This window comes from Niallia sp., from assembly GCF_031978665.1.
Lineage (GTDB): Bacteria > Bacillota > Bacilli > Bacillales > Cytobacillaceae > Niallia.
In genome coordinates this window covers 1-25,684 of sequence record NZ_DALZDK010000024.1, presented here as the reverse complement: position 1 = coordinate 25,684, position 25,684 = coordinate 1, and the positions used below count along the sequence as shown (strand labels likewise).

General features: G+C 36.0%; 24 protein-coding genes. 1 reads left to right on the top strand and 23 read right to left on the bottom strand.

The features are described 5' to 3' along the window. Positions 1 to 138: 138 nt before the first annotated feature. The 8 genes from rbsK (RTL21_RS14090) to RTL21_RS14055 form a co-directional block, all read right to left on the bottom strand. Entirely contained in the window at positions 139 to 1,059 is a 921-nt protein-coding gene (gene rbsK / locus RTL21_RS14090; RefSeq protein ID WP_312096534.1) for a ribokinase, read from the bottom strand. Between the two features lie 15 nt (positions 1,060 to 1,074). Further along, the gene (locus RTL21_RS14085) at positions 1,075 to 1,668 is read right to left on the bottom strand and encodes a KpsF/GutQ family sugar-phosphate isomerase (protein WP_312096532.1); all 594 of its coding nucleotides are present in this window, start codon (positions 1,666 to 1,668) and stop codon (positions 1,075 to 1,077) included. 207 nt (positions 1,669 to 1,875) lie between these two features. Next, a complete protein-coding gene (locus RTL21_RS14080; protein WP_312096530.1) occupies positions 1,876 to 2,871 on the bottom strand; it encodes a LacI family DNA-binding transcriptional regulator in 996 nt (331 codons plus the stop codon). 171 nt (positions 2,872 to 3,042) lie between these two features. Further along, the gene (locus tag RTL21_RS14075; protein ID WP_312096528.1) at positions 3,043 to 3,852 is read right to left on the bottom strand and encodes a carbohydrate ABC transporter permease; all 810 of its coding nucleotides are present in this window, start codon (positions 3,850 to 3,852) and stop codon (positions 3,043 to 3,045) included. A gap of 15 nt (positions 3,853 to 3,867) precedes the next feature. After that, entirely contained in the window at positions 3,868 to 4,746 is an 879-nt protein-coding gene (locus RTL21_RS14070) for a carbohydrate ABC transporter permease (protein WP_312096526.1), read from the bottom strand. Positions 4,747 to 4,843: 97 nt separating this feature from the next. Continuing rightward, positions 4,844 to 6,106, bottom strand: a complete 1,263-nt coding sequence (locus RTL21_RS14065; RefSeq protein ID WP_312096524.1) for an ABC transporter substrate-binding protein — start codon at positions 6,104 to 6,106, stop codon at positions 4,844 to 4,846. 217 nt (positions 6,107 to 6,323) lie between these two features. Further along, on the bottom strand, positions 6,324 to 7,418 hold the full coding sequence (locus RTL21_RS14060; RefSeq protein WP_312096522.1) for a glycoside hydrolase family 172 protein: 1,095 nt from the start codon (positions 7,416 to 7,418) through the stop codon (positions 6,324 to 6,326). Between the two features lie 71 nt (positions 7,419 to 7,489). Further along, positions 7,490 to 8,566 (bottom strand): glycoside hydrolase family 172 protein, encoded by a 1,077-nt coding sequence (locus RTL21_RS14055; RefSeq protein WP_312096520.1) that lies wholly within the window; start codon positions 8,564 to 8,566, stop codon positions 7,490 to 7,492. A gap of 237 nt (positions 8,567 to 8,803) precedes the next feature. Between RTL21_RS14055 and RTL21_RS14050 the strand changes: the two genes are divergently transcribed. Beyond that, positions 8,804 to 9,853: a LacI family DNA-binding transcriptional regulator gene (locus RTL21_RS14050; protein ID WP_312096613.1), complete on the top strand. Its 1,050-nt coding sequence runs from the start codon at positions 8,804 to 8,806 to the stop codon at positions 9,851 to 9,853. A 110-nt stretch (positions 9,854 to 9,963) separates the two neighbouring features. On the opposite strand, the gene fucP is transcribed toward RTL21_RS14050, so the two are convergent. The 15 genes from fucP to RTL21_RS13975 form a co-directional block, all read right to left on the bottom strand. Next, a complete protein-coding gene (gene fucP / locus RTL21_RS14045; RefSeq protein ID WP_312096519.1) occupies positions 9,964 to 11,301 on the bottom strand; it encodes an L-fucose:H+ symporter permease in 1,338 nt (445 codons plus the stop codon). Between the two features lie 128 nt (positions 11,302 to 11,429). Further along, the gene (locus RTL21_RS14040) at positions 11,430 to 12,449 is read right to left on the bottom strand and encodes a LacI family DNA-binding transcriptional regulator (RefSeq protein WP_312096518.1); all 1,020 of its coding nucleotides are present in this window, start codon (positions 12,447 to 12,449) and stop codon (positions 11,430 to 11,432) included. A 72-nt stretch (positions 12,450 to 12,521) separates the two neighbouring features. Continuing rightward, on the bottom strand, positions 12,522 to 12,932 hold the full coding sequence (locus tag RTL21_RS14035) for an RbsD/FucU family protein (protein WP_312096517.1): 411 nt from the start codon (positions 12,930 to 12,932) through the stop codon (positions 12,522 to 12,524). A gap of 34 nt (positions 12,933 to 12,966) precedes the next feature. Further along, positions 12,967 to 13,905: a ribokinase gene (gene rbsK, locus RTL21_RS14030; protein WP_312096516.1), complete on the bottom strand. Its 939-nt coding sequence runs from the start codon at positions 13,903 to 13,905 to the stop codon at positions 12,967 to 12,969. 18 nt (positions 13,906 to 13,923) lie between these two features. Beyond that, positions 13,924 to 14,535, bottom strand: coding sequence for a KpsF/GutQ family sugar-phosphate isomerase (locus tag RTL21_RS14025; protein ID WP_312096514.1), 612 nt, complete (start codon positions 14,533 to 14,535; stop codon positions 13,924 to 13,926). Positions 14,536 to 15,090: 555 nt separating this feature from the next. After that, positions 15,091 to 16,182: an ABC transporter ATP-binding protein gene (locus tag RTL21_RS14020; RefSeq protein WP_312096513.1), complete on the bottom strand. Its 1,092-nt coding sequence runs from the start codon at positions 16,180 to 16,182 to the stop codon at positions 15,091 to 15,093. Between the two features lie 148 nt (positions 16,183 to 16,330). Next, positions 16,331 to 17,314, bottom strand: coding sequence for a Gfo/Idh/MocA family protein (locus RTL21_RS14015; RefSeq protein ID WP_312096512.1), 984 nt, complete (start codon positions 17,312 to 17,314; stop codon positions 16,331 to 16,333). A gap of 13 nt (positions 17,315 to 17,327) precedes the next feature. Further along, on the bottom strand, positions 17,328 to 18,161 hold the full coding sequence (locus tag RTL21_RS14010; protein ID WP_312096511.1) for a sugar phosphate isomerase/epimerase family protein: 834 nt from the start codon (positions 18,159 to 18,161) through the stop codon (positions 17,328 to 17,330). A gap of 52 nt (positions 18,162 to 18,213) precedes the next feature. After that, on the bottom strand, positions 18,214 to 19,200 hold the full coding sequence (locus tag RTL21_RS14005) for a Gfo/Idh/MocA family protein (protein ID WP_312096509.1): 987 nt from the start codon (positions 19,198 to 19,200) through the stop codon (positions 18,214 to 18,216). Further along, positions 19,197 to 20,210, bottom strand: a complete 1,014-nt coding sequence (locus RTL21_RS14000) for a Gfo/Idh/MocA family protein (protein ID WP_312096508.1) — start codon at positions 20,208 to 20,210, stop codon at positions 19,197 to 19,199. Before RTL21_RS14000 ends, RTL21_RS14005 begins: the two co-directional genes overlap by 4 nt. Positions 20,211 to 20,285: 75 nt before the next feature. Then, positions 20,286 to 21,047, bottom strand: coding sequence for a carbohydrate ABC transporter permease (locus tag RTL21_RS13995; RefSeq protein ID WP_312096611.1), 762 nt, complete (start codon positions 21,045 to 21,047; stop codon positions 20,286 to 20,288). 63 nt (positions 21,048 to 21,110) lie between these two features. Next, entirely contained in the window at positions 21,111 to 22,040 is a 930-nt protein-coding gene (locus RTL21_RS13990; RefSeq protein ID WP_396954447.1) for a carbohydrate ABC transporter permease, read from the bottom strand. Positions 22,041 to 22,126: 86 nt separating this feature from the next. Then, the gene (locus tag RTL21_RS13985) at positions 22,127 to 23,383 is read right to left on the bottom strand and encodes an ABC transporter substrate-binding protein (RefSeq protein ID WP_312096506.1); all 1,257 of its coding nucleotides are present in this window, start codon (positions 23,381 to 23,383) and stop codon (positions 22,127 to 22,129) included. An 84-nt stretch (positions 23,384 to 23,467) separates the two neighbouring features. Beyond that, positions 23,468 to 24,673: an ROK family transcriptional regulator gene (locus tag RTL21_RS13980; protein WP_312096505.1), complete on the bottom strand. Its 1,206-nt coding sequence runs from the start codon at positions 24,671 to 24,673 to the stop codon at positions 23,468 to 23,470. Positions 24,674 to 25,239: 566 nt separating this feature from the next. Then, the coding region (locus RTL21_RS13975; protein WP_312096504.1) for an LPXTG cell wall anchor domain-containing protein at positions 25,240 to 25,684 on the bottom strand (445 nt) is incomplete at its 5' end.

Genomic DNA, 25,684 nt, shown 5'->3' with positions numbered 1-25,684 from the left:
CAAGAAGTAGCAAAACCACTGTCCCTATGTTAACCTTGCATAATCAACAGGGAAGAAAAAAGCCTTCTAGATTTTTATCCAGCAAGGCTACTAGTTAGCATTTTTGTAATCGATTACACAAATGCTAAGAATAAGTTTCTAATTCTTTACTTTCCCCATAAAATCTTTTACTTCTTCATAGCTAGGCAAAGATGGTATAGCTCCTTCTTTTGTAACGGTTAATGCTCCTACCGCATTAGCAAATTTCACGACTTCCTTCAGTGGTTTTCTATCTGTAATTCCAACCGCTAATGCTCCATTAAAAGAATCCCCTGCTGCAACAGAATCTACTAAATCTACATGATAGCTAGGTATATGGCAGATTTCCTTTTCTGTTACAATTAATGATCCCTTTTCAGCTAGAGTAATAATAACATTTTTTACTCCTTTTTCTATAAGGATTCTGCCAGCTTCCTCAGCATCTTGCAACGAATTAATTTTTACACCTGTTAAGATTTCTGCTTCCGTTTCATTTGGAGTAAGATAGGTTACTTTTCTAAGTAAACCATCGCTTAAATACTGGGCAGGAGCAGGATTCAAAATCACTGGTACTTCAAAACTAGCCGCATAAGAAACTGCCTGTTCAATCATTTCAAGGTCCATCTCCAACTGAAGAACAATAATTTCTGCATTTCTTATTAGACTTTTAATAGTATCTAAATCTTGAATTTTAAAATTCATGTTAGCACCTGGAACTACAATGATTCGATTATCCCCATTTTCTTCAAGCGTGATAAATCCAATTCCCGTCGGACTTTTGCTATCCTGCTGAATATGTTGGATATCTACCTTTTCTTTCATAAGAGTTGATAATGCTTTTTTTCCAAATTCATCAGTTCCTACTTTACCAGCCATAATAACTTTTCCGCCAAGTCTTGCAGCTGCTACTGCTTGATTCGCCCCTTTCCCTCCTGGTAGCTGGGAAAAATTCTTCCCAATAATCGTTTCTCCATTATGAGGAGCACGTGGTGTGCGAACAATTAAATCCATCATAAAACTTCCTATAACAAGAATCCCCATTGTATTTCCCCCTTTTTAAAGTTCATTTGTTAAATGTTTTCCTAAACTGCCACCAGGATGAAATAGATGAAATTCTTCCTTCTTAAAGTCTTTTAATATAGATAATGCTACAGCCAAAGCATCACCAATGACTAATGTAATTGTTGAGCTAGTAGTTGGTGCAAGTCTTAAATGGTCTGCCTCTTTCTCATATTCATAGGCTAAATAAGTATCACATGCTTTTGCTAATGTCGATTCAGATTTAGATGTAATTACTATCTTTTTTGATCCAATTTTATCTAAAGAAGGTAATAAATTAAGTACTTCTTGTGTTTCACCACTATTGGATATCAATATCACTACATCATCTTTTTGAATCATCCCTAAATCCCCATGCACTCCTTCTGTACTATGTACAAAAAAGGCTGGCGTTCCTGTACTTGCTAATGAAGCTGCAATTTTTTTGCCAACATGCCCAGACTTACCTACCCCAGTAACAACTACCTTTCCCTTACAATTATGAATTAGGTTAACAGCCACTTCATAATTAGAACCAATTTTCTCAGAAAGCGCCATAATTGAAGATGCCTCTAATTCCATTACTCTTTTCATTTCATACAAAATCGACATGGAAATCCCTCCCTAAATAGTAAATATCATTATACTGATACCACTTCTAAACATGCATTTCTTTCTGCCTAGAGTAAGTAACAAGCCGTTTTCTGCTGCTAGCTGACACATGTGTGTAATCGTTTACACGAGATGTAATACGCAATTTTAATAGATTAAGAAAGATAACTAATCTATACAAAAATAAACATTCTAGAGAAAAAACATTTAATAAATTAATATTTCGGGCATGAATTTTTCTATAACGGCTTCCTCTTTTGCATTCAATAATCTCCTTAATAATATTTCCCCCACTCTGACTCCCATTTTATAGGGTGACTGATTGACATATATAATTCCTGGCGATTTCAATATTTGTGCAGCCTCTATTTCACCAAAGGAAGCTAAAACTACATCATTTGGAAGTGTATATCCCATTTTAGTCAATTGCAGGAGAACTCCAAAAGACATCGTATTATTAAAAGATATAACTGCTGTTGGCTTATCCTGTCTGTTAAAGAACTGTTTAGCAGCATTTTCCCCATCAGATTGATGAAAGTTTCCATAATAAATTAAATCTGGATTCTCTTGTAAGCCATGTTCTTCCATTGCCATTTTAAATCCGCTAAATCGTTCATATCCAGTGCTTACTTGAAAAGAACCATTAACTATACCAAGCCTTGTATGTCCTTGCTCTAAAAGATAATTGGTTAGCTCATATGCTGTCTTAAAATTATCTTCCCCTATATAATCAATGGGTTGTTGATTATCCTTTAATTCCCTATCTACTAGAATAATGGGAATACCACTGCTAATAATTTTCTCAATTGTTTTTTCATTTTGACCAGAGGTTGCGAGCACAATAGCGTCTACTCGTTTTTCAAATAAAATATTTAGTACCTCTTTTTCTTTTATTGCATTTTCCTCTCCGCTTGCAAATATAAAATGATATCCATGTGGATTAACTGTATCCTCAATCCCCTTAGAAATTTTCATGAAATACGGATTAGAAATATCAGGAATAACCACACCGATTGTATATGTTTGATGCTTTTTTAAACTTCTGGCAAGTGCGTTTGGCCGATAATTTAATTTCTTTGCAGTTGATAAAACTTTTTCTCTTATTTCAGAACTTGCATATCCATTATTATTAAGAACCCTAGAAACGGTTGCTGTAGATACCCCTAATTCGTTCGCAATATCCTTTATCGTTACATTATTCAATTAACTCATCCCCATATTTGATAAATTCATTCTAAAAGATGGCTTCTATCTGTTTCAGTTACTATCGATATTATCTTAACTAGGGGATGAATATCAATCCATTGGCAATGAATTAACATTCAGTTTTAGTCGTTGTTTTAGTCTAAGTTTCTAGTAAATTCAATTCCTCTATTATTTAATACCAGTTGTCTTTATACCTTCAACTAACTGTCGTTGTACTAAAAAGAACAGTAAAAAAGTTGGAATTGCAGAAATTAAAGCGGCAGCTAATACAATATTCCAAGGCGTTTCATATCCACCACCAACAATATTAGCTAATGCTACCTGAACTACATTAAGTTCTTCCCTCTGATTAATAATGAGTGGCCATAAATAGTTGTTCCAATTGGCTGTAAAGAAACCAATTGTTAAAGGAATAATGACAGGTTTAGATAATGGAAAGACAAGTTTAAAAAATGTTCCAGCTTTCGATAACCCTTCTACATAAGCTGCTTCTTCTAATTCCTTAGGAAATTCAAGGTAAAACTGGCGAAACAAAAAAATTCCATAGGCATTAAAGATCATTGGAACTATGAGCCCTAAATATGAATTGGTCATTCCTAGGCTTTGTACTACCATATACAATGGGACCATAATCACTGAAAATGGGACCATTAATGAACTCATTATATATCCAAATGCAAAAGATTTTCCTGGAAAGTTCAGCCTTGCTAATGCATATCCTGCCATGGCATGAAACAGCATGGCAATTACAGTAACAGTTACTGAAACAATTAAAGAATTCCATATAGCTCTAAGTATATTCGTTTCCAAAAGTACTTCTTTAATATTGTCAAGTGTAAAATCACTTAGACCGAAACCTAAATCAAAAACGGAATCAGGCGTTTTGATTGCGCTTACAACTAAAAAGTAAATTGGTGCAACCATGAGAAGTGCACAAACAATCATAAAGATAGTGATAGAGATCTTTTGTGCTTTCATTGTTTTTTAGACCTCCTATTCTTTTTTATTTGATAATTTAAATAATGAAAAGGATAGAACAAATAGAATAAAGAATAATACAACGGCGAGTGCAGAAGCATAACCCATATTTAGAAATTCAAATCCTTGCTTATAAATATAAAGTACACTTACTTCACTAGAGCTAGCTGGACCGCCCTTTGTCATTACCATAATTTGATCAAATACAGTAAAGGATGTAATCATTGTAGTAACTAAAATAAATAGACTTGTTCCCTTAAGCAATGGAAACGTAATATACCTAAATGACTTCCAACCTGTTGCCCCATCTATTTTTGCTGCTTCATAGAATTCTAATGGTATTTCTTTAATTGACGACATAAATATCATCATATTGTATCCCAAATTGATCCAAAGAACTACCACAACGACTGATACCAAAGCCTGATCAGTAGATCCTAAGAAATCTAGCTTTTCAAAACCTAGTGATGAAAGTGTCTGGTTAATTACCCCTTTTCGAGGATCATATAAAAACATCCAGACAACTGCTGAGATTACAGAAGTTATAGCAAAAGGAAGTAAAAACATGGTTCGAGCTATACTTTGATATTTTCGTTTTAAACTATTTAATCCAACTGCAAAAAACAAAGATAAGCAATATAAAGCTGGTACATAGATTAAAGTAAAACGAAACGTTCTACTTAAGGATGCCCACCATCTTTCATCAGAAACCATTTCTATATAATTATCAAACCCGATAAATACTTTAGGGCTTAAAGCATTCCAATCATGAAGACTTATATAAAAGGCATAAATGATAGGGCAAACAACAAAGATTGTTAATCCTAAAAAGTCTGGTAGAAGAAAGGCATACGCGGTCAGTATTTCATTCCGTTTTTTTCGATTTTTATTCATTGACTATTCCTCCTCGCTATTTTTCGAGGTATTTTAATACTCTATAGGATGGCTCAAAATGTTCATATATTTGAGCCATCCTAAAACCAAATGCCTTTTACTTCCTATCAAGGATATCTTGGATTTTTTTATGTGCAATTTCAGCAGCCTCTTTACCGCTCATATCATTAAACATGACATTTTGTAATGCTTCTCCTACTGCATCTACAATTTCCGGACCGTATTTTGGTTCTGGAATTGCTGATTCATATATTTCTTCCGTAAATACTTGTCGAAGTCCTTGATTGTAAAACTGTTCTCCTTCTTCTACAACAGATTGACGCGCTGGATAAGCAAATTTTGATTCTGTTACAAATTCTAAAGGTCTTTCTTTATCATCTCCAACTGCCCACATAACAAATTTAGCTGCTTCTTTTGCATGATCACTTTTCGCATTAACAGCAAACTTCCATCCTCCTGCTGCTGTAGCTGATACACCGTCTACTGGAATAGGGATTTGAGTTAAACCAATATCAAGATCTGAAAACTCTCTTTCCAATACTGGAATTGCCCATGTTCCAACAATTTGCATTGCTGCAGTTTTATTCCCTAAATTGGAGATTTCCGTTGGACCATATTGTAACTTACTTGGTGCATATCCTTCTTTGAAAAATGCTCCCCAAATATCTAAGGCTTCAGCTACTTCAGGTGTATTAAATGTAGATTCTGTTCCTGCCTCATTTAATACACTTCCACCGTTTTGCCATAAAAATGGATACCATATAAAGTTTAAATAAGGTCCCTTGTCAGTTGGAAGTACGATACCTGCAACGTCGTCTGTTGTTAGCTTTTCAGCTGCTTCCAATAACTCATCCCATGTTTTTGGAACTTCAACATTCGCTTCTTTCAACATTGTCTTGTTGTAATACAAGCCAAGTAACTCCATCTCATATGGAAGTGCAAGCACCTTGCCATCTACTGTTACTTCCTCTAATGCAGAAGGCAGAAAATCCTCTTTCACATTATCTGGAAAGTAAGGGGAAAGATCTGCCAATAGACCAGCATCTGAATATTTTTGAAAGTCCCCAGGACTAGTCATAAAAATATCCGGCCCCTCGTTGTTAGCAAAGGCTACTGGGAGCTTCGTATTAGAGTAGTCACTTTGATTAAATGTAGAATATTCTATTTGAACTTCATCCTGCATGTCGTTATATTCCTTTACTAAACCTTCAAAAAATTCCTTCTCTACTTCTGTATGGAAATCCCAAAAGCTAAGCTTTACTACTTTCTCTGAATCACCTGAACTTTTAGATGAACACCCTCCCATGATCATAAGAGATAAAGCTAAACTAAAAAATAATAATCGTTTCCAATTTTTCATCTTATTTACCTCCACCATATCCATCTATTTTTTTTAATTACTAAAATAATCTCTTATACAAAGCAAATAGCTTAACTAGAGACATTCAAAATTCTCTTATTGTTTGTTAGAACACTATGTGTAATCGTTTACACATAGTGTTCTATTAAAACTATATGTTTTGATTCGCAATCTAGTTTATTATTCTATTACTTCTCAACAAAATGTATAAAAGCGGTTAGTAATCAAAACACTTCTTTAAATCATCCGTATTAAAAGCTAGAATATCTGCTAATGGAAGTCTTTTGGACACAGGTAGAATAATCGGATGATCTTTATGCGGCTCTGTTTGATACCAATAAGCCGTGCTTGAATAATCATCACTACGATTATTATTGTGACCATGCTCAATCGTCACTTTAATCGATTTATCAAACATTATTGGATCTTGAATATGAAAACGATAATAAGAAACTTTGCCAGACCAATTGGGACCGCCTCCAAGGATGATTCCATGATAGGGAGAATGATATTCTTGAGTTGGACACCAAGCTGTATTGAAGTAATCCTCCATTCCCGTTCCATGAAGGGATGGTGGCCATGGTTCTCCATCAATAAAAATCATATCATCTCCTTCGCCATACCAATTCCATTCTCTTGTCATTCGTAGATTATGAATATTCAAGTTACAACCAACATAATGACCTTTTCCTTCCGCTTCAAAAAAGACATAATTTCCGTCTCCAGATGTATTTTTCCCACCAAATTCAAACATAGCGTTTGAAACATCATCTTTGATTCCATCCGTTAATTCTCTTTTCCATAATGCATGAAAGCGAAGAGGACTATCTATCTCTTCCTTATATAATTCATGGTCTATATAATAGTAGAATTTAATTGGTTTCTCTGTATTACATTCTATTTCTATCCGTGCTTGTTTTCCAAATGGCATTGGGAAAAAACTATTTAAAGAGCGACCGTCTTCAGGACTCATTGCTAAAGGAGCAGAGCTAAAGTTCCGCGTAATACCATGTCCCATACCAAAGAAATCACCAATTGGTGCCTGCACACTTGGGTTTTCTTCTCCATCCCAGTACATTCTTAAAACAACTTTTCGATGAAGAAACTCTTCTACTCCCTCATCTTCTAGAGGGGCCATTGTCATCCAAATATGTGTTATACACCCTGACCCTTGTATATTACATATGTCAATAATGTCTCCAGGATATACCTTTAGATAATCTCTATTTCCACCAGTTGTATCATAGCTCGAAGCTCGTTTGCTACTTCCTTTTCTCATCTTATATAAATCTCTTAATGATGTTCCATTCATGTAAAGAATCCTCCGTCCCATAAATAGTGCTTTTGCAAAATAAATTATTTCGCAAATACAAACTTAGTAGATTATATAACCTCTAAATCGTCCTTGCCTGGCATTCTTTGATACGGGTGATGAGGTTCTGCCTGATACCAATAAGCAACAGAAGCAATGTCATCCTGCAATGGTAAATATCTTCCCTCCGACCGCCAGCCTAATGCCTGTATCGTTACTTTAAGCTCCTTCTCAAATCGAATCGGATCCATTACGTGCCAGCGATACATCCCAAACCTTTGCTGGCTGCGATAAAGTCCGTCTGGTTTAATAACCTGATGCATACCTAAATAGGGGGTAGAATATGTACAATATTCTCCTTTTGGCTGCTCCCAATTCCATGCACCACCAAAATAATCTTCCGTTCCTGTTCCACAGATAGTTGGAAAGTCCTTATCTCCATCTAAATAAAACTTAATTTCTCCTTCGCCCCACCAGCCACAACTATTGACCTGCCAAGCTATATATGTTCCAACATAATGACCGTGTCCTTTTATGTTATCAACAATGGTATGTACGTCTTTATAATTGACAGGATTGCTTCTTTTCCATTGTGCATGAAAGTAGGCAACATCTTCTGGCAACTCTGTCAAAGTATAGTCCACTTGATAATAAAGAATAATGTCATCATTTGAAATATTTTCCACTGTTATTTTTGCTGCTTTAAGAAAGGGCATTTCCCAATAACTATTCATTCCTCCAGCAGGGTTTACTGCAATCGGCAAGGAGTTTACATTACTGCGCTCACACCATCCATTGCAAAAGAAATCTCCTATCGGCACTTCAACAGAGGGCTGCTCTTCTTCATCCCAATAAAAACGAATGATCAACTTTCTCCATGCATCAGGATGACAAGTCAACCAAATATGCTGAATGACACCAGTTTCTTGAATTTCAGCCATAGTAAAAGTTGATTGTTTATTTATTAATACAGAAGGAGATACTTTCCAACCTTGTCCTAAGTCTCTTGCACATGCCGCTCCAGTTCCATCTGTGGCCGCACCTGCCTTACCTTTATCGCCATTAAAATTCTCAGGACTGATAGATCGAGTTTTTGCATGAGATAAACGAGATAATTGACCTAATCCCATCCCAAAACCATTAAACATACAAGATCCTCCTTTTTAATTTTACCGATAAAGTAAATAGGTAAAAAAATATAGCTCTTTTATAATTTTATCGGTAAAGTAAATGTAACATAGATTATTTTAGAATTCAATATTATTTTGTAAGCATTTTCAAAATAGTTTTTTTCTCTTTTTTACTCTTGTGCTGACCTTGTCTTCCATACAAAGATATAATACAATAACTTTACCGTTAAAATTCCTATAAGAAGGTGAGTTCCTATCAATAAACGTGTTACATTAGATGATATCGCAAAAATTGCAGGAGTCTCTAAAATGTCTGTTTCGCTTGCATTAAGAGGAGATTCTTCCATTAGAGAAAGCACATCTAATCATATTAAAGAAATTGCTAATAAATTAGGCTATACTCCTAATCGTATAGCACAAGGCTTAACCACTGGACGCTCTCATAATATTGGTCTAATCATTGGAGGTTACTTACATGATGATTATCAAAATTTATTCATTAAAGGGGCCATTCCTTATGCGCTAGAGCGAGGCTATACTATTTCTATTGGTCCAGCAGAATGTGATCCTGTTATAGAAAAATCTCTAATAAATAAATATAATAATATGATGGTAGATGGCTATCTTGCTTTTCATTGCAATAACAGTTCCACTTATAAAGAGTTACAAAAGAAAAATATTCCCTTTGTTCTTTATACTAAATATTTCCCTGATTTAGACACAGACTACGTAATTTGCAATGATTTCGCTGGTGGCTATAATATGACAAAACATATAATTGATGCCGGTCATACCAGAATTGCCTTTGTTTATGATACCCATTTAAAGGAATCTTCTGAAGTAGTAACAAGGAAAGATGGTTATATGAAAGCACTTAAAGATCATGGAATTGAAATAGATGAAAAATTAATAGTTCCTTTTAATAACCAAAACTATAATAAAACCAATAACGACAATCTAGTTAAAGAAAATCAAGAACTGGTAGAATGTATTACGAAGGATAACCCTCCTACTGCTTTATTTGTCTGTAACGATATTACCGCCTCATTTGTTTATATTGTTGTTAAGAAACTTGGCATAAAAATACCTCAGCAAATTTCTATAGGAGGCTATGAAGGCGTTTATTTAGGTTCCATTATCGATCCTCCATTGACTACCATTTCTACTCCAATTGAAGAAATAGGCAGAAAAGCATGTGAAGTTTTAATAGATAAGATTGAAGGAAAAGTTCCTCTATCTGAAAAAATAAAAATCAAACTCGAACCATCCTTATTAATTAAAGAATCTATTTCAAAAATCAACTAGAAGACTAACCATTCACACTAGTAAAATAACCAACTTCATAAAAATAGAAGTTGGTTATTTTACTAGGCTGATTCCATAGAATTCTATTTGGTAGCAAGAGATCGTCCCACTTAAGCAGACAAAATGGATTTTTCCCTTTCTGTCTTTTCGATTTTTGATTCTTTATAGAAATAGTATGCTACGTAGGCGAAGCATATTGTTGGAATCATGAAGGACCATTGCATTGATCCTAATAAATCGGATACAAGGCCTTGTACTGCTGGAATAATAGCCCCTCCGACAATTGCCATAACAATGATAGCTCCGGCCATTTCTACATGTCGTTTGTCTTCTACTACTTCGAGTGTATGGGCAAATATGGTTGGCCAGCATGGACCAAATAATACGCTTACAAATACAGCTGCATAAATAGCTGTTACATTCGGTACAATAGAGGCATATGCCAAGACAATCGATCCAATAGTTGAATAGATAAATAGAACACGAGTAGAAGAATAGCGAGCGATCAAGAAATTTGCTAGGAATCTTCCAACGAAAAAGGCCACATAGCTGATAATCATATAATTGGATGCAACACGTTCATTCAAATCGGAATGCATGTCTAAGGCTAATCGAATGGTAAAGGACCATACTCCAACTTGAACACCCATATAGAAAAACTGAGCCAATACTCCTTTTTTAAATCGGGTATTTTTCGATAAGACTTTGAGCGTTTCTTTAAATCCTGCTGATTTATCCTTCACATTTGGAACAATAGCTTGTGTTTTACATTTTGGAAATTTAACTACAATAAATAATACTAGCATTACTATTAAGACGGCTAGAATATACTTATACGGTGCAAGTGTATTCTGTAACATCTCTAATCCAAATGCCTGTGCTTCGTTTGCACTCATCCCAGCCATTTGTTCCTCTAAACTTGCGCCATCACTAAAAACAAGATATTTACCAAGCACAATCCCTAATATACATCCGATTGGATTAAACGTCTGACTAATATTTAAACGCAAGGTTGCTGAATCTTTAGGACCGAGCATCGAACTAAAAGTATTCGCTGACGTTTCCAAAAAGCTTAAGCCAAGGGCAAGGATAAAGATTGCTAATAAAAACATTCCATACGTTGCCATGCTGGATGCAGGAAAGAATAAATAACATCCCACGATATAGAAAAACAATCCGCATATTATGGCTACTTGATAGCTAGTTTTTTTAATTAAAAGAGATGCTGGCAGTGCGAGTAGAAAATATCCACCATAAAAAGCACTTTGAACAAAAGCAGTAGCAAAGTCACTTAAAGAAAAAACGGTTTTAAATTGGGTAATTAATATATCATTTAGCGCTGATGCAGCCCCCCATAAAGCAAAAAGCACAGAAACTAATATAAATTGGAATATTGGCATTTTGTTTAGATAACCTTCGGGAGTCTGAAGAATTTTACCATTTTTCATTATTGAAACCACCTCTCCATTTATCACCAATATATAAAACGCTTACATTCTGTGCAGAACAAACCAGAACCAAGTATAGGATATTTGGTTTGTGCGATAAAGGAGATATGATGGATATACCTCCCTTATTATGTTGCCATTTCCTGCACAGAAGTGCCTTCTATAAAATCATTTTTGATGATATATTCTTTATTTGTATTTTCCATTCCATTTAATTGGTCAGATATCATTTTTGCAACATGCTTACCAATGGATCTAACATTTTGTTTAATACAAGTTACCTTTGGGACAATCAATTCTTGGCTTTCAATTTCGCCAAAAGAGACGAGGGACAAATCCTCAGGTATCCTTTTATTATGCTTTTTGGCAGCTTTCATAATGCCCTCTGTCATTAAGTTATTACAACTTACTATTGCAATCGGTTCCTTGCTATCCTGAGTGGAAAAAAATTGATCCATGGAAGCGAAAGCCTTATCCTCTATAAAATCACCAGGTAAAACTAACTCTTCAATGTATGGCAATTGGTAGTTCTCCAAGGCTTTTTTATAGCCATTAAATCTTTCTTCCCCTGTGCTATTATCCAGCGAACCAACCATTATTGCTATTTGTCGGTGTCCTTTTTTTATTAAATGCTCTGTCAATAAATAGCTATCCTCAAAATTATTTCCTCCGATAAAAGGCAAATGCAAAGAAGGTATTTTTCTATCTATTAGAATGGTATATATGTCTTCTTGAAGAAGCTCCGTAATATTTGTCGTATCTTTCACACATGGAGAAATAGCAACTGCATCTACATTCTTTTTGATTAACAAATCTAATACCTTTCTTTCTTTATCAGGGGATTCATCCGTGCTGCAAAGTATTAAATTGTATCCTTCATGGAATAATATATTGTCTATCTCTCTAGCTATGGACGCATAATAGGGATTTCTAATATCTGCAACAACTATTGCTACCAAATTGGATTTATTTATCCTTAAGCTTCTAGCAATAGAGCTAGGTTTATACTCTAATTCATTCATTGCACTTAGTACCTTCTCCATTACTTCTTCACTTACAGGATAATTGTTGTTTAAAACCCTTGAAACGGTTGCAGTTGAAACATTCGCCATTTTGGCAACATCTTTTATGGTTGCTTTTTTCTTCATTTAAATGTCCAGTCCTTTTCATAATATTGTCGTTATTATATCATGAACAAGACAGAACTTTTAAGAAACGAATTATCTGACTCCCACTGTTAATAAAATATTTGCATAAATTCGTGTTTCTCCTGTATTGATTCCCACAATGACATTTTCCTGCTTAGAAGCTTCATAAAATTCATGTCTAGTTAATTTGGATAGCTCCTCCGTCTTTAATAAGGATCTAAATTCCCCGTATATTTCCGGTTCCTTTTCTTCATCTGGAGTCATCACTTCCGCTTTTTCAAAATTCATTGTATTCACTAATACATTCAAAACATCTGTTACAGTAGGTAAATCAGCAGATAGCGCCAGATAGATTTCTTCCGTTTTTTCATTTGTGCAGGAATGTAAAGGATAATTCCCATCTGTAATAAGAATCTTATCCCCATGCCCACAGCCTGCAATTGCTTTTAATAAAGCTGGGTGTAAACATTCAATCGTTAACATTTGTCTCTCCTCCTAGTAGCATTATGATGGTTTATCATACTCTCGCTTTGTTTAACTCTCGAACCCGAATAAATTCCTCAACCTCTTCTCTTGTAGGAAGAGATGGTTGTGCTCCCATTCTAGTTACAGCAATTGCTGAAGTCGCTACAGCGAATTCTAAAGCGCGTTTATCTTCCCATCCTAAAGACAAGCCATAAGAAAATGCTCCTACAAATGAATCCCCAGCTGCTGTTGTATCAATAGGCTCGACTTTATATGCCTCTATATATTCTTCTTGATGCTGATTTTTAAAGAAGACGCCTTTTTCTCCAAGCGTAATAATGACATTTTTATACCCTTGAGATAATAATTTATCTGCAGCCTTTCTTGTCATTTCCATATTGTCTACTTGAATTCCAGATAAAATAAATGCCTCTGACTCGTTTGGAGCAATATAATCTACTTTATCCGCAAAATTTGGATCGATTGCCTGTGCCGGTGCTGGATTTAGAATCACTTTCTTTTGATATTTCTTTGCTATTTCAATCGTTTTGTACACTGTCTGAATAGGTATTTCTAATTGAAGGACGATGATATCAGCATCACTGATTACATCCTCTAGCTGTTCTACTTCTTGCTCATTTAATGCTAGATTCGCACCAGGTACTACAATAATTCGATTATTTCCTTTGTTATCCAAGGTAATGTTGCCTACGCCTGTTCTCGCATGATCATCAAATAAAATATGCTGGTTTTGAACACCTGCTTCTTGTAGCGAACGGATATGTTCTTTTCCAAAATCATCCTTACCTAGCTTCCCAATCATCTCCACATTTCCGCCAAGCCTAGCTGCTGCTACTGCTTGATTAGCTCCCTTTCCTCCAGTAAATTGGTGAAAGGATTTTCCGATGATTGTTTCTCCCTCTACAGGAAGTCTATCTGTTTGAACAACTAAGTCTGTCATAAAACTGCCAATAACCAACACTTTTTTCATACTTAATCAACTCCGATGTTATGATATAATTCCATCTTTAATCAGCTTTTGACCTAAACTTCCGCCTGGATGAAAGAGACCGAATTGCTGTTTGCCAAAGTTTTTCAATTGAGAAACAGTTATTGCAATTGCATCTCCAACTACAAGTGCTGTAGTAGAACTACTAGTAGGTGCTAATCCTAATGGATCCGCTTCCTTTTCTACATATACTTCAAGTATTAGATCACTCTCTCTTGCAAGAGTGGAAGTACTATTGCCAGTCATAGCGATGATTTTACATCCTATAAATCGTAAAGATGGAAACGGCGCTAAGATTTCTTTGGTTTCGCCACTATTTGAAATAGCAATGACTAGATCATCTTTTTCAATCATGCCTAAATCTCCATGAAGTGCTTCTGTCGCATGGACAAAAAAGCTTGGAGTTCCTGTGCTGGCAAATGTTGCAGCCAGTTTTTTTCCGATATGACCCGATTTACCTACCCCTAGAAAAATGATTTTCCCTTTACAAAGTAAGATTTCCTCTACTACTTTTGCAAATTTCTCATCAATTCTGTCTCTAATCCTTTGAACTGCCTTAATTTCTAATTCCATTACTTCTTTTAAAAGCTGCATATTGTTTAATTCTGTCACATGAATTACCTCCTTTTGATTTTCACTTCTGGTAATTACATTCATTTAAGCGGAGTATTGCTTTTATAGTAATCGATTTCTATGATGGTACATGTTGCTTTGCATTGCCTTTTTGTCTTGTACCTCTTGCATAGTAATCGATTTCTATTTGAATAAATGATACTACTTTCCGCGATTTCTGTGCTTTTCAACATAGAAATCGATTTCTATACCTGTAAAGGAGGTTTACTACATGAAATCTTATACCTCTTTATAGTAATCGATTTCTATCATTCCAAAAGAGTATCTCTTCTGTAAATCATGAGCTTCCATTTATAGTAAACGATTTCTATAAGAATATATATTTATGAAAATTACTATTCGTTTTATAGTAATCGATTACTAAAGCGTTTACAATCAATATAATATCATAATTATCCAATTAGTCAATACATAAAATAATTTTTTTTGCAGGAATCGGGGAGCGTTCCTTTGGCTTCCGTAAAATCGTTGAAAAAGACAAACCTGATTCCATAACGAATCTATTTGGAAGCAAAGAATCGTTCCCCTGATTCCCTAAATTTTCTCTTCGGTTTCTTTATCAAAAAAGTGACATTTATCCATGTCGAAGTAAAATGGGATGGTTTCGCCTGGTTTTACGTTTGTACTGCCATCTACTTTTGCTACATAGGAATGGTCCTCACCAATGGAGGAATAAAGCAAGGTTTCTGCTCCCATTAGTTCCACAACATCAACCTTTGCATTAACTTGTGCATAAGATTGTTGATCATTTTGTTTTACATAAATATTCTCTGGTCTAATACCAAGGATGATATCTTGCCCTGATTTTTTAAATTCCGTTAATTTTCCCATCTTTTCCTCTGGCAAATGAATGATTTCTCCCTCTGTTATAAAGGAATTCCCTTCGATTCGGCCAGTAAAGAAATTCATTGCTGGTGAGCCAATAAAGCCTGCAACAAAAACATTTGTGGGATGATCATACACCTCTTTTGGTGTTCCTACCTGTTGAATCACGCCATCTTTCATTACTACCAATCGAGTAGCCATCGTCATTGCTTCTGTTTGGTCATGGGTTACATAAATCGTTGTAGTCTGCAGTCTTTGATGGAGCTTCGATATTTCTGCACGCATTTGCACACGGAGTTTCGCATCTAAATTAGACAGTGGCTCATCCATTAAAAAAACCTTTGCATCCCTAACAATCGCGCGCCCCAAAGCAACACGCTGCCGCTGCCCTCCAGATAGTGCTTTCGGCTTTCGCTTTAAATAGGGCTCTAATCCAAGCATCTTAGCAGCTTCTTCTACACGTCGCTTTATTTCTTCCTTAGGAAATTTGCGAAGCTTCAGTCCAAATGCCATATTATCAAAGACATTCATATGAGGATATAAAGCATAATTTTGGAACACCATTGCTATATCCCGATCTTTAGGGGCAATATCATTGACTAGTTCATCATCAATATAAAATTCACCTTCTGAAATTTCCTCCAGCCCTGCCACCATTCTTAATGTCGTCGATTTGCCACAGCCTGAAGGTCCTACAAATACGATAAATTCTTTATCCCTTATATGTAGATTAAAATCTTTCACTGCTGCCAAATCTTTATCATATATTTTGTAAATATGCTTTAAATTTAATTCAGCCATACTTTTCCTCCTATTAACATCCTAAAACGGGATTTTTTTCTTTATTCCTATGCGCCCTCTTCCCTTGCAACCACCGCTAATCTAGATGTTTTTTTTCAGCATAGGTATGAAGTATCGGCTCTCTAATTAATCTCATGAAAAAGAACAATCACACCGAAGCATAATATTCTTTTAAATCTATCGGTTCCCCAGTGTCCTGCGATTTATTTGCCGCAAGCGTAGCAGCCAATGTTTGAACGCCATTTTCATAGGATGAAAGAATGAAATCAGGCTGATTTGTAGCGATAGCTTTAATAAAAGCTTGATCCTGCGCCTCATAATAATTCATCTTCGGCCGATAAGTACTTGTTGAATATTTATCTGTAATCGTTACATTAGAGCCATCAACAGCAACCCGGAAATCTTGCCCCAAAATTTCTAGCCCCATTCGGTGATCTGGTTGAATAAAGGAACAGCTTAAATGGCCGACTGCCCCGTTCTTTAATGTAAAATTAACAGAAGTGACATCCGGTATATCAATATTAGGCATATCCTTTGTAACTAATAAATTCATATTTGCATAGATTTTATCCATATCCCCTGTTAAATATCGAATTAAATCCAAAGTATGCGTTGCTTGTTCTACTAATTGTCCACCAGATTTGGAGCGCTCACGATACCACGGTGTTGGGACAAATTTAGTAAAATAATAGCCGTTAACCATCGCAATCTCTTTATCTTGTAAAAAATCTTTTGCTTTCGCCACTGTATCCAGGTAACGCAAACAGTAGCCCGTCGCACAAATAATCCCGGAATTTTTAATGACCTCATATTTTTTCTTCACCGTTTCCAAGTCTAAGCCAACTGGTTTTTCTACCAGTAAATGAATGCCCTTTGCTGCTGCCTTTTCTTCGATATCGCCATGCGCAAATGGAGGTACACATATAAATAGGGCATCCATTGTATTTTCTTCTAGCATCTTATCTACATCCGTATAAGAAGGAATAGTATATTTTTTTCCAACAGCTATTGCCTGTTCCTCCAAAATATCACATACTGCAACCATTTCGGCCTGTTCATTCAAAGCAATATTTTTCAAATGAACCGATCCTATTCCACCAACACCTATAAAACCTACTCGAACTTTACGCATGACTTCCACCCTTCTAATGGTTGATCATTTCCTGATTTAACACAATATCTAGATGCTTTGCTGTATCTTCGGCAAGGTATTTTGGTCCGTATGCATAGGCTGGTATTTCAGCAGTAACGGTATCTTTATATCCTATCTGCTTAAGTGCTTGGAACACTTTATCCCAATTCACATCACCTGCTAATAGTGGGACAAAACCAGTGATATTCCCTACACTTTGCTTGAAATCCTTAACATGAATTTTTCGAATTCGCTCTCCTAAAATAGAAATCCATTGTTCAGGATATCCAAATTGCAATGTATTCCCGACATCGTAATAGGCACCCATATAATCGGAATGGAACTCATCAATATATCTGGCCATTTCGAGTGGAGATAGCAAAAATTTATTCCATACGTTTTCGATTCCTATATGAACATTTTGTTTCTCAGCAAGCGGCAAGACCTTTCTTAGCTCTTCTTGGCTGCGAATATAACAATCAAGATAAGAAGTTTCCTCATTGACTAAACCTGGGACAACAAGGACGGTATCTGCACCAATATATGCCGCTAATTCTATTTGTTTTTCAATCACTTTTCTCCCTTGTTCCCGCACCTTTTCATCCTGATGGGAAAGGGGAAATTTCCATAATAGATTCGTAGAAATACTTTGCAGCTGTAAGTCATAATGGTCTGCCAATTCTCGAATTTGCTTTGCCTCCTCCATAGATGTATTCATCGTTAGGCCAATGCCATCCATGCTAACATTTAGCTCTACCGCGTCAAACCCAGCGTCACGACTATACTTAAATACTATCTCCAATGGCGTATCATCTGGATAACACCACTGATTAATCCCTTTTAGCATTGTTTATTCCTCCCAAAATAGACTTCCCTAAAGGATTGCAGTAGCAGTATTTCTATAAGATTAATTCCTTTTCAATTAATACGGGGCCTTTTCTTTTCGCAGATTCATAGCCTGCAAGAGCAACTTCCATTGCTTTTAGACCATCTTCCCCTGTAATAGTTGGCGGTACTCCATTTTTCACATTCGAAACAAAGTCTTCCACTAGGTCCTGGTTCATATCCTCTCCCCAAAAATCCCATTGTGCCCCTTCAACGCTATATACATCCGTTTTTTGTGCAAAAGCATCGACTGACAATGTACCTTTCGTTCCAATAATCTCTAATGTAACGTCTCCCCATGTTGGAAATGTTTTATTTCGCGACCAACTGCAATCAATGGAGGCAAATACATTGTTTTCAAATTCCATTGTGACAATTCCGCAATCATCAATAGCTATATCAGAAATAAGATTGTCTAGTTCCGCATATACTTCCTTCACATCAGAACCCATATACCAGCGCATAATATCCACAAGGTGAACAGTATGGTCCATGACGGCTCCACCGCCAGATTTTTCTTTTTCCACAAACCAGCCACCTGGATTTGTACCACGATTCGTCCCTTTAATAGCGATAATACTTCCAAGTTCTCCGTCTTCAATAATCTGCTTCGCTTTCGCTACTGGCGTACTAAATCGAACAGGGAAGGCAATTTGCAAGAATACGTTATTTTCCTTACAAACCTCAATCATTTCAACGGCATCCTTCTTGTTTGTAGCAATTGGCTTTTCGCATAGAATATGTTTTCCTTTCTTCGCAGCAGCAAGCACATGTTCATGATGTTTATAGTTTTCAGAAGTAATAATGACAGCTTCTATATCCTGGTCTAAAAGATCCTCATAGTTTGGATAGTAATTGGTATTGTATTTCATGGCAGCATCTACACCGCGCTCTTCATTGTCATCTGCTATCCCTACCAACTCTACTTCATCCATTTTCTTGAATGCCTCCGCATAACTATATGCATGACCATGAGCAAAACTAATAATTCCTACTCTCATACTCTTACCTCCATTTCTTGATCACGTAATTCTACTACTTTTCCAAGCTTGATCGACTCAATAGCAGCTAACGCAATTTCCATTGCTTTATAAGCATCTAGAGGGGTTACAATCGGTTCTTCATTATTCTTGATACATGTAATAAAATGCTTTAATTCGGTTACATATGGATTTTCTTTTAACGGACTATCTGGAACAGCAACTCCGACTGAACCTGTAGCACTTTGATTAATGCCTTTCACAAGTGGAGCTACTTTCGAACTATCATATTGAATGATTCCGTCTTTTCCAGCTATTTCAAATTTAGTGGCAAAGTTTTGATGTGCCCATGTTCCTTCCAAATGAGCAATCACACCACTTTCAAATCGCAAGGTTACTAATGCATAATCTAACTTCGCAATCGCTCTTCCTTGAGCACTTTTTGCGTACACTCGCTCTACCTCGCCAAAGCACCAGCGTAAGTAATCAAAATCGTGAATCATTAAATCTAGCACTAATCCCCCACTGCTGTTATAATCGGCATACCAATCTCGAGAAGCAGAAGGAAAACCCCCGCCCCTTTTCGTATTTACAACTGCTGGCTTGCCAATTTTCCCTGCTTCTACTATCTGTTTGGCGCGCTTATATTCTGGGAAAAAGCGAACGACATGACCTACAAAGAGCTTCACTTCTTTCTCCTTACAATAATCAATGATTTCTTGTGCAGCCTTTAAATTTCGAGCAAGTGGCTTTTCACATATCACATCGACTTTACAATCTGCTACCTTTTTTACATATTCTTTATGGAATGGGGTAGGAACGCAAACAGATACAACATCGATTGCCCCATGTGTATTTAGTGCTTCCTCATAGCTTGCGAATGCTTGAGTCCCTAGTTTTCCTGCCAATTCTTTTGCTTTTTCAAGGTTTTTGTCCACAATTCCTACTAATTGAACATCTTCCATTATGGAATAAGCGGCAGAATGGGTACTCCCCATTGTTCCCGCACCAATTACTAGTGCTTTTAACATAAACAAACACTCCCTTTATTTTTTTAAAATTATTTTTCTGCATTAGTCAGAACGTTTCATCCAAATGAATGCTAGTTATCTTCTAACGCCACCAAGTGCAATTCCAGCAAGTAAATGCTTTTGCAGAAAGATGAACATTAACAGCATCGGAATAGTAGACAAGACAGCACCTGCCATTAATAACGGATAATCTGTTGAATATTGTCCAGAGAAGGTAGAGATTCCAACAGACAATACCCTCATAGATTCTGAGTTGGTCATAACAAGTGGCCATAAAAAGTCATTCCAGGCAGCTAGAATGGTGAAAATTCCTAAAGCAGTTAGAGCAGGTGTGGAATTTGGCAGAATAATTCTCCAATAGATTCCAAAGTAGGAGCACCCATCAATTTTGGCTGCCTCATCCAGTTCCTTCGGGATTCCCATAAAGAATTGGCGTAAGAGAAAGGTCCCATAGGCGCTAAAAATGCCTGGAACAATCAAGGCTGAGAATGTATCGATCCATCCTAATTGCGTTAACGTTGCATAGTTTGGTATTAAAATAACTTGAGCAGGAACCATCAAAACAGATAGCATTAAAATAAAGAGAACATTTTTCCCTGGAAAGTTTAAACGGGCAAAAGCAAATGCTGCCAGAGAACATAGAATGAGCTGACCAATCGTTCTCCCTAATGTGAGAATGATTGTATTAATGTAGTATTTTAGGAAATCTACAGCTTCGAATACGTTGCTATAATTCTCTATACGCCATTCCTTAGGGATAATCGTCGGCGGAACTTGCATGGATTCTCCATAAGACTTTAGAGAAGTAGTGATCATCCATAAAAATGGCACTATCATGATAAAGGCACCGATTAGTAGTAGTAAATGTTTAGAAACACTCTTCAAGCAAATCCCCCCTTTTTAAGAATCGTAATAAACCCATTTCTTTTGGAAAATAAATTGGATAATCGTCATCAACAGAATCGCAACAAACAAAACAAATGCTTGTGCAGACGCAATTCCCATTTCTCCATATTTAAAGCCAGATTCGTATACCCCATACACAATTGTACGAAGTGGTTCTAATAGTGCCGTACTATTACCAATCATGACAAATAATAAGTCGAATACTTGTAAGGAACTAATCATTCCAGTAATAAAAACAAAGAATATGGTAGGTGTTAATAGTGGCAAGGTAATACTAAAAAACTTGCGAAATCTTGAAGCACCATCAATTTCTGCCGCTTCATAATAAGATTTTTCGATTCCTTGAAGCCCTGCCAAAATTAAAATGATGTTATTTCCGACACTCATCCATATGTAGACGATAATAACGGATAGTAAGGAAATCTTCGGATCAAATAGCCAAGATGGCTGTGGAAGATGAAGCATACCTAGAACATAGTTAATTAAGCCGTAATCGGTATTATAGAGCCATTTCCATACCATCCCAACAGCTACCGGCATGGTAACTACTGGCAAGAAATACAAGGTCCGATAAAATACAATTCCTTTAATTTTCTGGTTCAGCATGACAGCTATTAAAATAGCAATAATGACAGTAAATGGAACAGAGACAAAAGTAAATACTGCTGTATTAACGATCGAACGAAGAAACGAAGAATCAGTAAATAACTTAATCAAGTTTTCTAATCCAACAAATTCTGGGGTGGAGATACCATTCCATCTTGTAAAGGACAGAGCAAAGGAGGCGATTGCAGGAAAAATATAAAACATAAACAGTCCTAACATAGTAGGAGCAATAAATAAATAGGCAGCGATTGCTTCACGAGTGAATCTTCTTTTCTTCTTTCTTGCTACAGTCTCTGGACTTTTCTTAGTCACTACTATCGTTTCCAATAGGAACACTCCCTTCTTTCATTATTTGTTTTCAATCATCTTTCCTTTTTGTAAAAAGGAAAGATGATTTGGAATAATTAATCCTTCTGTTCTTCTTCTAAGATGGCATTCATTTCTTTATCAATCTTCTCTAAGGCTTCATCAATCGATTTTTGTCCTAAGAACGCGCCTTGGATTTCCGTTGTTTCAACTGTTTGCCATTCTGACGTTCTTTCCGATACTGGGTATGCCGTCGCTTTTTCAAGTGCATCTAAAAATACTTGTAGTTCAACATTTGGAAGAGAATCTAACCAAACCTTACTGATTTCCATATGTGCTGGTGTAGCAAATCCTGTCTCCGCCATTACCGTTGTTCCTTCTTTATTAGATAAGCTTTTAATTAATTCCCAAGCTAAATCTTCATCCTTGGTTTTGCTATTCATGGCCCAGCCAATTCCATGGACAATCGATGTGTCCACTTTTCCTTTTGGTAGTGGAGCAACGCCTAAATCTTCTCCAAGAACTTCCTCATATTCAGCTGCATGGACAGAAATTTCTGGAATCATCGCGACCTTCTGAGACATAAACCACTGATCTGCTTCTGTTTCAATTTGTGCCTGTGCAGTTGGAGAAATTTTCTTTTCAATTAATCGATTTAAGAACTCAAATGTTTCTTTTGCTTCTGGTGTATTAAATCCAGATTTCGTTTTGTCTTCACTGATGACGTAACCGCCAGCTTGATGCATTAAGTTATAATATCCAGCTTGATTTCGAACGACTTGGTTTAAATAACCATATGTCCCTTCTTCAGGCTTAGTAAGCTCGGCACCAACCTTTTCAATATCTTCCCAAGTCCAAGTTTCATCTGGATAGTCTAATCCCGCTTCATCAAAAAACTTTTTGTTATAAAAAAGTCCGACAGAATCCACAAAGTACGGAGCCGCATATAGCTTATCTTCATACGAATAAAGATCTACAACTGCTGGATAATAGTTTTCCTTCGCGAACTCTTCATCCCCTTCAAGGAATGGCTCTAGATCTTTAATCAAATCGGACGTAACATATTGGTAAAAGTTTGGCCCATTCATCCAAAAGACATCTGGTCCACTACCACCGCCAAGACTTGTCCGTAATTTTGTCCAATATTCAGCAAATGGTGTATAGGTCACTTTCACATCAATATCTGGATGTTCCTTTTCGAATGATTCAATCGACGCATCAACAGCATCACTAACATTTTCATCCCACAGTGCTACTTCTAAGGTTTTCTTTCCATCACCAGAGCTTTTGCCGCTACATGCCACAAGCATGACGGATACCACCAACACTATACAAAAGCTTACTAACTTTTTCATCATACCCCTCCATTTTCCCTTTTCTCGTCTTTTTAAGTCTGAATATTCCGATAATATTTCATGCAATTCTAAATAAAATACTCCTTATAATTGGAATCGAAATTTTCCTTGAAGAATGACAGAAGCAGCACCTAGCAGATCAAAATCTGAACCTAAGGACGTACTTTGAATATTTATTTCATCTTTTAAAATCGATATAACCATTTTGGATAACTTCTCTCTTATTTTCGTAATAAATAACGGATTATCGTGTACGACTTCTCCACTGATAATAATTAGCTCAGGATTTAATAAATGAATAGTATTAGAAATCGCAATAGATAAATAGGAAATAATTTCCTCCAGAATTTCTATGCTTAGTTTATCATTCAAGTTAATTGCTTCAATAAAAATTTTTGGCGTAATTTTTCGAATATCATTATTAATTAATTGTTTTATTACGGTATCACGTCCTTTAGTCAATATAGATGAAACAATATTTGAATAAATAGCCGGCCAGTTCACATAGTTTTCTAGACAGCCATTATTTCCACATTCACATTTGGTACCACCCGGGACTACTGTTGTATGGCCAATTTCACCAGAGCTTCCCTTGAAACCACGATACACAGTACCATTAATCATTAGACCTAAGCCTACTCCATCCCCTATAGTGAGATAAACAATATCTTTATAGCTACTAAAAGATCCAAAATAATATTCTCCCAATGCAAAGGCGTTTACATCATTATCTAAATAAGTAGGTAAATTAAATTTTGATTCTACCATTTCAGTTAATGGAACATCATAAAGCTTGAGCTTGGAATTATAGCAGATCATCCCAGTATTAGAATCAACAATTCCAGGAGTTATGATGGATATCCCTTCGCAAAACTCTAATCGGTCCTTTTCTGCTACAAACTGTTCCAGTGAGTCCATCAAAAATATAATAATCTCATTGCCTTGCAGATGATTGACAGAGTGAACTTTCTTCCTTAATATTTTGCCTTCTAGATCCATATCGGCAATTTTAATATAAGAATTAGTAATGGAAATCCCTATAATGGAGTGCTGGTTCGGATTAAAGCGGAGTAGCACAGGCTTTCTGCCACCACTGGAATGACCGACTCCATCTTCAATTACCATTCCATTACGAATCAAGTCATTGACCGCTGAAGTAACGGTGGTAGGGCTTATTTTTAAATTTTTAGCAACCTGACTTCGTGATATCGGTCCTTTTTTTCGTATCGTATCTAAAATGATGGACCGATTCAATTCTTGTATTAGTTTTAAATCCCCTGTTCTTTGCACAAATGAAATCCTCTCCCTCTACTTACTTTTACCAATGACTTTAAAAAGATTTTTGTGATTTTCTCAAGTGTAGGAATAAATTTTGTTTGACTATGATGGATATTGCAGGAATTGGATTGTATTCGTGGGTGTCATGTAGATTCTATTAACTTACTTTTTCTAGTGCTGTTATTAAGTATTGTAAAATAAATGAGATTAGTTGTAAATCGATTTTTCACAATTTTTAAAATTATCAATTTTCTTTGTTAGACTATCTTACATAATGCATTTGTATTATTTAAGGTATTCGATTACCTATGACTCTATAACTCAAGGATTCTACTTTTTTCTTGAGAATGAATTTGGGGTCCTTATTGTAATATTGGAGTAAAAGGATTTGAATAATATCAAATATATTATCGGAGCATAGAAAATAGTACTCTTAATAGTGAAAGAGCGATAGCCCCTAAATAAATAGGGTGCTTCACTCTTTCTTGTAGGCTGTTTTAAAATAATGTCATTCCTCTAGAGATCCTCTTGGAACCCATACCATTATATTTTTAGGAATCACTAGAACCTGTTCGTTCCTATACTTCTCTTCTTACTCTTCTGAAGTAAACAATCACTATTCCTGCTACTAATAAAACTATTCCTACCAGCATAATTGTATAATTTGCTGTGGCTGTGTTTGGTAGTTGGATGATTTGATTGTCTTTGTTTGGTTCTGATATGGATGGAGATGTTGGTTCGTTACCTCCATTGTTCCCATTAGACCCATCTAGGTTTGAAGTTGGTGGAGTTTCGCCATTTTCTCCATTATCATCAGCTGGATTCGATGGCATTGGCGGTTCTTCACTTCCATTACCATCTCCATCATTCCCATCTGGATTTGATGGTACTGTTGGTTCTTCATTTCCACCACCATCTCCATCATTCCCATCTGGATTTGATGGTACTGTTGGTTCTTCATTTCCACCACCATCTCCATCATTCCCATCTGGATTTGATGGTACTGTTGGTTCTTCATTTCCA

Excerpts from the sequence above, each read along its gene's own strand:
- rbsK (WP_312096534.1), bottom strand. The coding sequence starts at position 1,059 with ATGGGGATTCTTGTTATAGGAAGTTTTATGATGGATTTAATTGTTCGC.
- RTL21_RS14085 (WP_312096532.1), bottom strand. The coding sequence starts at position 1,668 with ATGTCGATTTTGTATGAAATGAAAAGAGTAATGGAATTAGAGGCATCT.
- RTL21_RS14075 (WP_312096528.1), bottom strand. The coding sequence starts at position 3,852 with ATGAAAGCACAAAAGATCTCTATCACTATCTTTATGATTGTTTGTGCA.
- RTL21_RS14070 (WP_312096526.1), bottom strand. The coding sequence starts at position 4,746 with ATGAATAAAAATCGAAAAAAACGGAATGAAATACTGACCGCGTATGCC.
- RTL21_RS14065 (WP_312096524.1), bottom strand. The coding sequence starts at position 6,106 with ATGAAAAATTGGAAACGATTATTATTTTTTAGTTTAGCTTTATCTCTT.
- RTL21_RS14060 (WP_312096522.1), bottom strand. The coding sequence starts at position 7,418 with ATGAATGGAACATCATTAAGAGATTTATATAAGATGAGAAAAGGAAGT.
- RTL21_RS14055 (WP_312096520.1), bottom strand. The coding sequence starts at position 8,566 with ATGTTTAATGGTTTTGGGATGGGATTAGGTCAATTATCTCGTTTATCT.
- fucP (WP_312096519.1), bottom strand. The coding sequence starts at position 11,301 with ATGAAAAATGGTAAAATTCTTCAGACTCCCGAAGGTTATCTAAACAAA.
- RTL21_RS14040 (WP_312096518.1), bottom strand. The coding sequence starts at position 12,449 with ATGAAGAAAAAAGCAACCATAAAAGATGTTGCCAAAATGGCGAATGTT.
- RTL21_RS14035 (WP_312096517.1), bottom strand. The coding sequence starts at position 12,932 with ATGTTAACGATTGAATGTTTACACCCAGCTTTATTAAAAGCAATTGCA.
- rbsK (WP_312096516.1), bottom strand. The coding sequence starts at position 13,905 with ATGAAAAAAGTGTTGGTTATTGGCAGTTTTATGACAGACTTAGTTGTT.
- RTL21_RS14020 (WP_312096513.1), bottom strand. The coding sequence starts at position 16,182 with ATGGCTGAATTAAATTTAAAGCATATTTACAAAATATATGATAAAGAT.
- RTL21_RS14015 (WP_312096512.1), bottom strand. The coding sequence starts at position 17,314 with ATGCGTAAAGTTCGAGTAGGTTTTATAGGTGTTGGTGGAATAGGATCG.
- RTL21_RS14010 (WP_312096511.1), bottom strand. The coding sequence starts at position 18,161 with ATGCTAAAAGGGATTAATCAGTGGTGTTATCCAGATGATACGCCATTG.
- RTL21_RS14005 (WP_312096509.1), bottom strand. The coding sequence starts at position 19,200 with ATGAGAGTAGGAATTATTAGTTTTGCTCATGGTCATGCATATAGTTAT.
- RTL21_RS14000 (WP_312096508.1), bottom strand. The coding sequence starts at position 20,210 with ATGTTAAAAGCACTAGTAATTGGTGCGGGAACAATGGGGAGTACCCAT.
- RTL21_RS13995 (WP_312096611.1), bottom strand. The coding sequence starts at position 21,047 with ATGATAGTGCCATTTTTATGGATGATCACTACTTCTCTAAAGTCTTAT.
- RTL21_RS13985 (WP_312096506.1), bottom strand. The coding sequence starts at position 23,383 with ATGAAAAAGTTAGTAAGCTTTTGTATAGTGTTGGTGGTATCCGTCATG.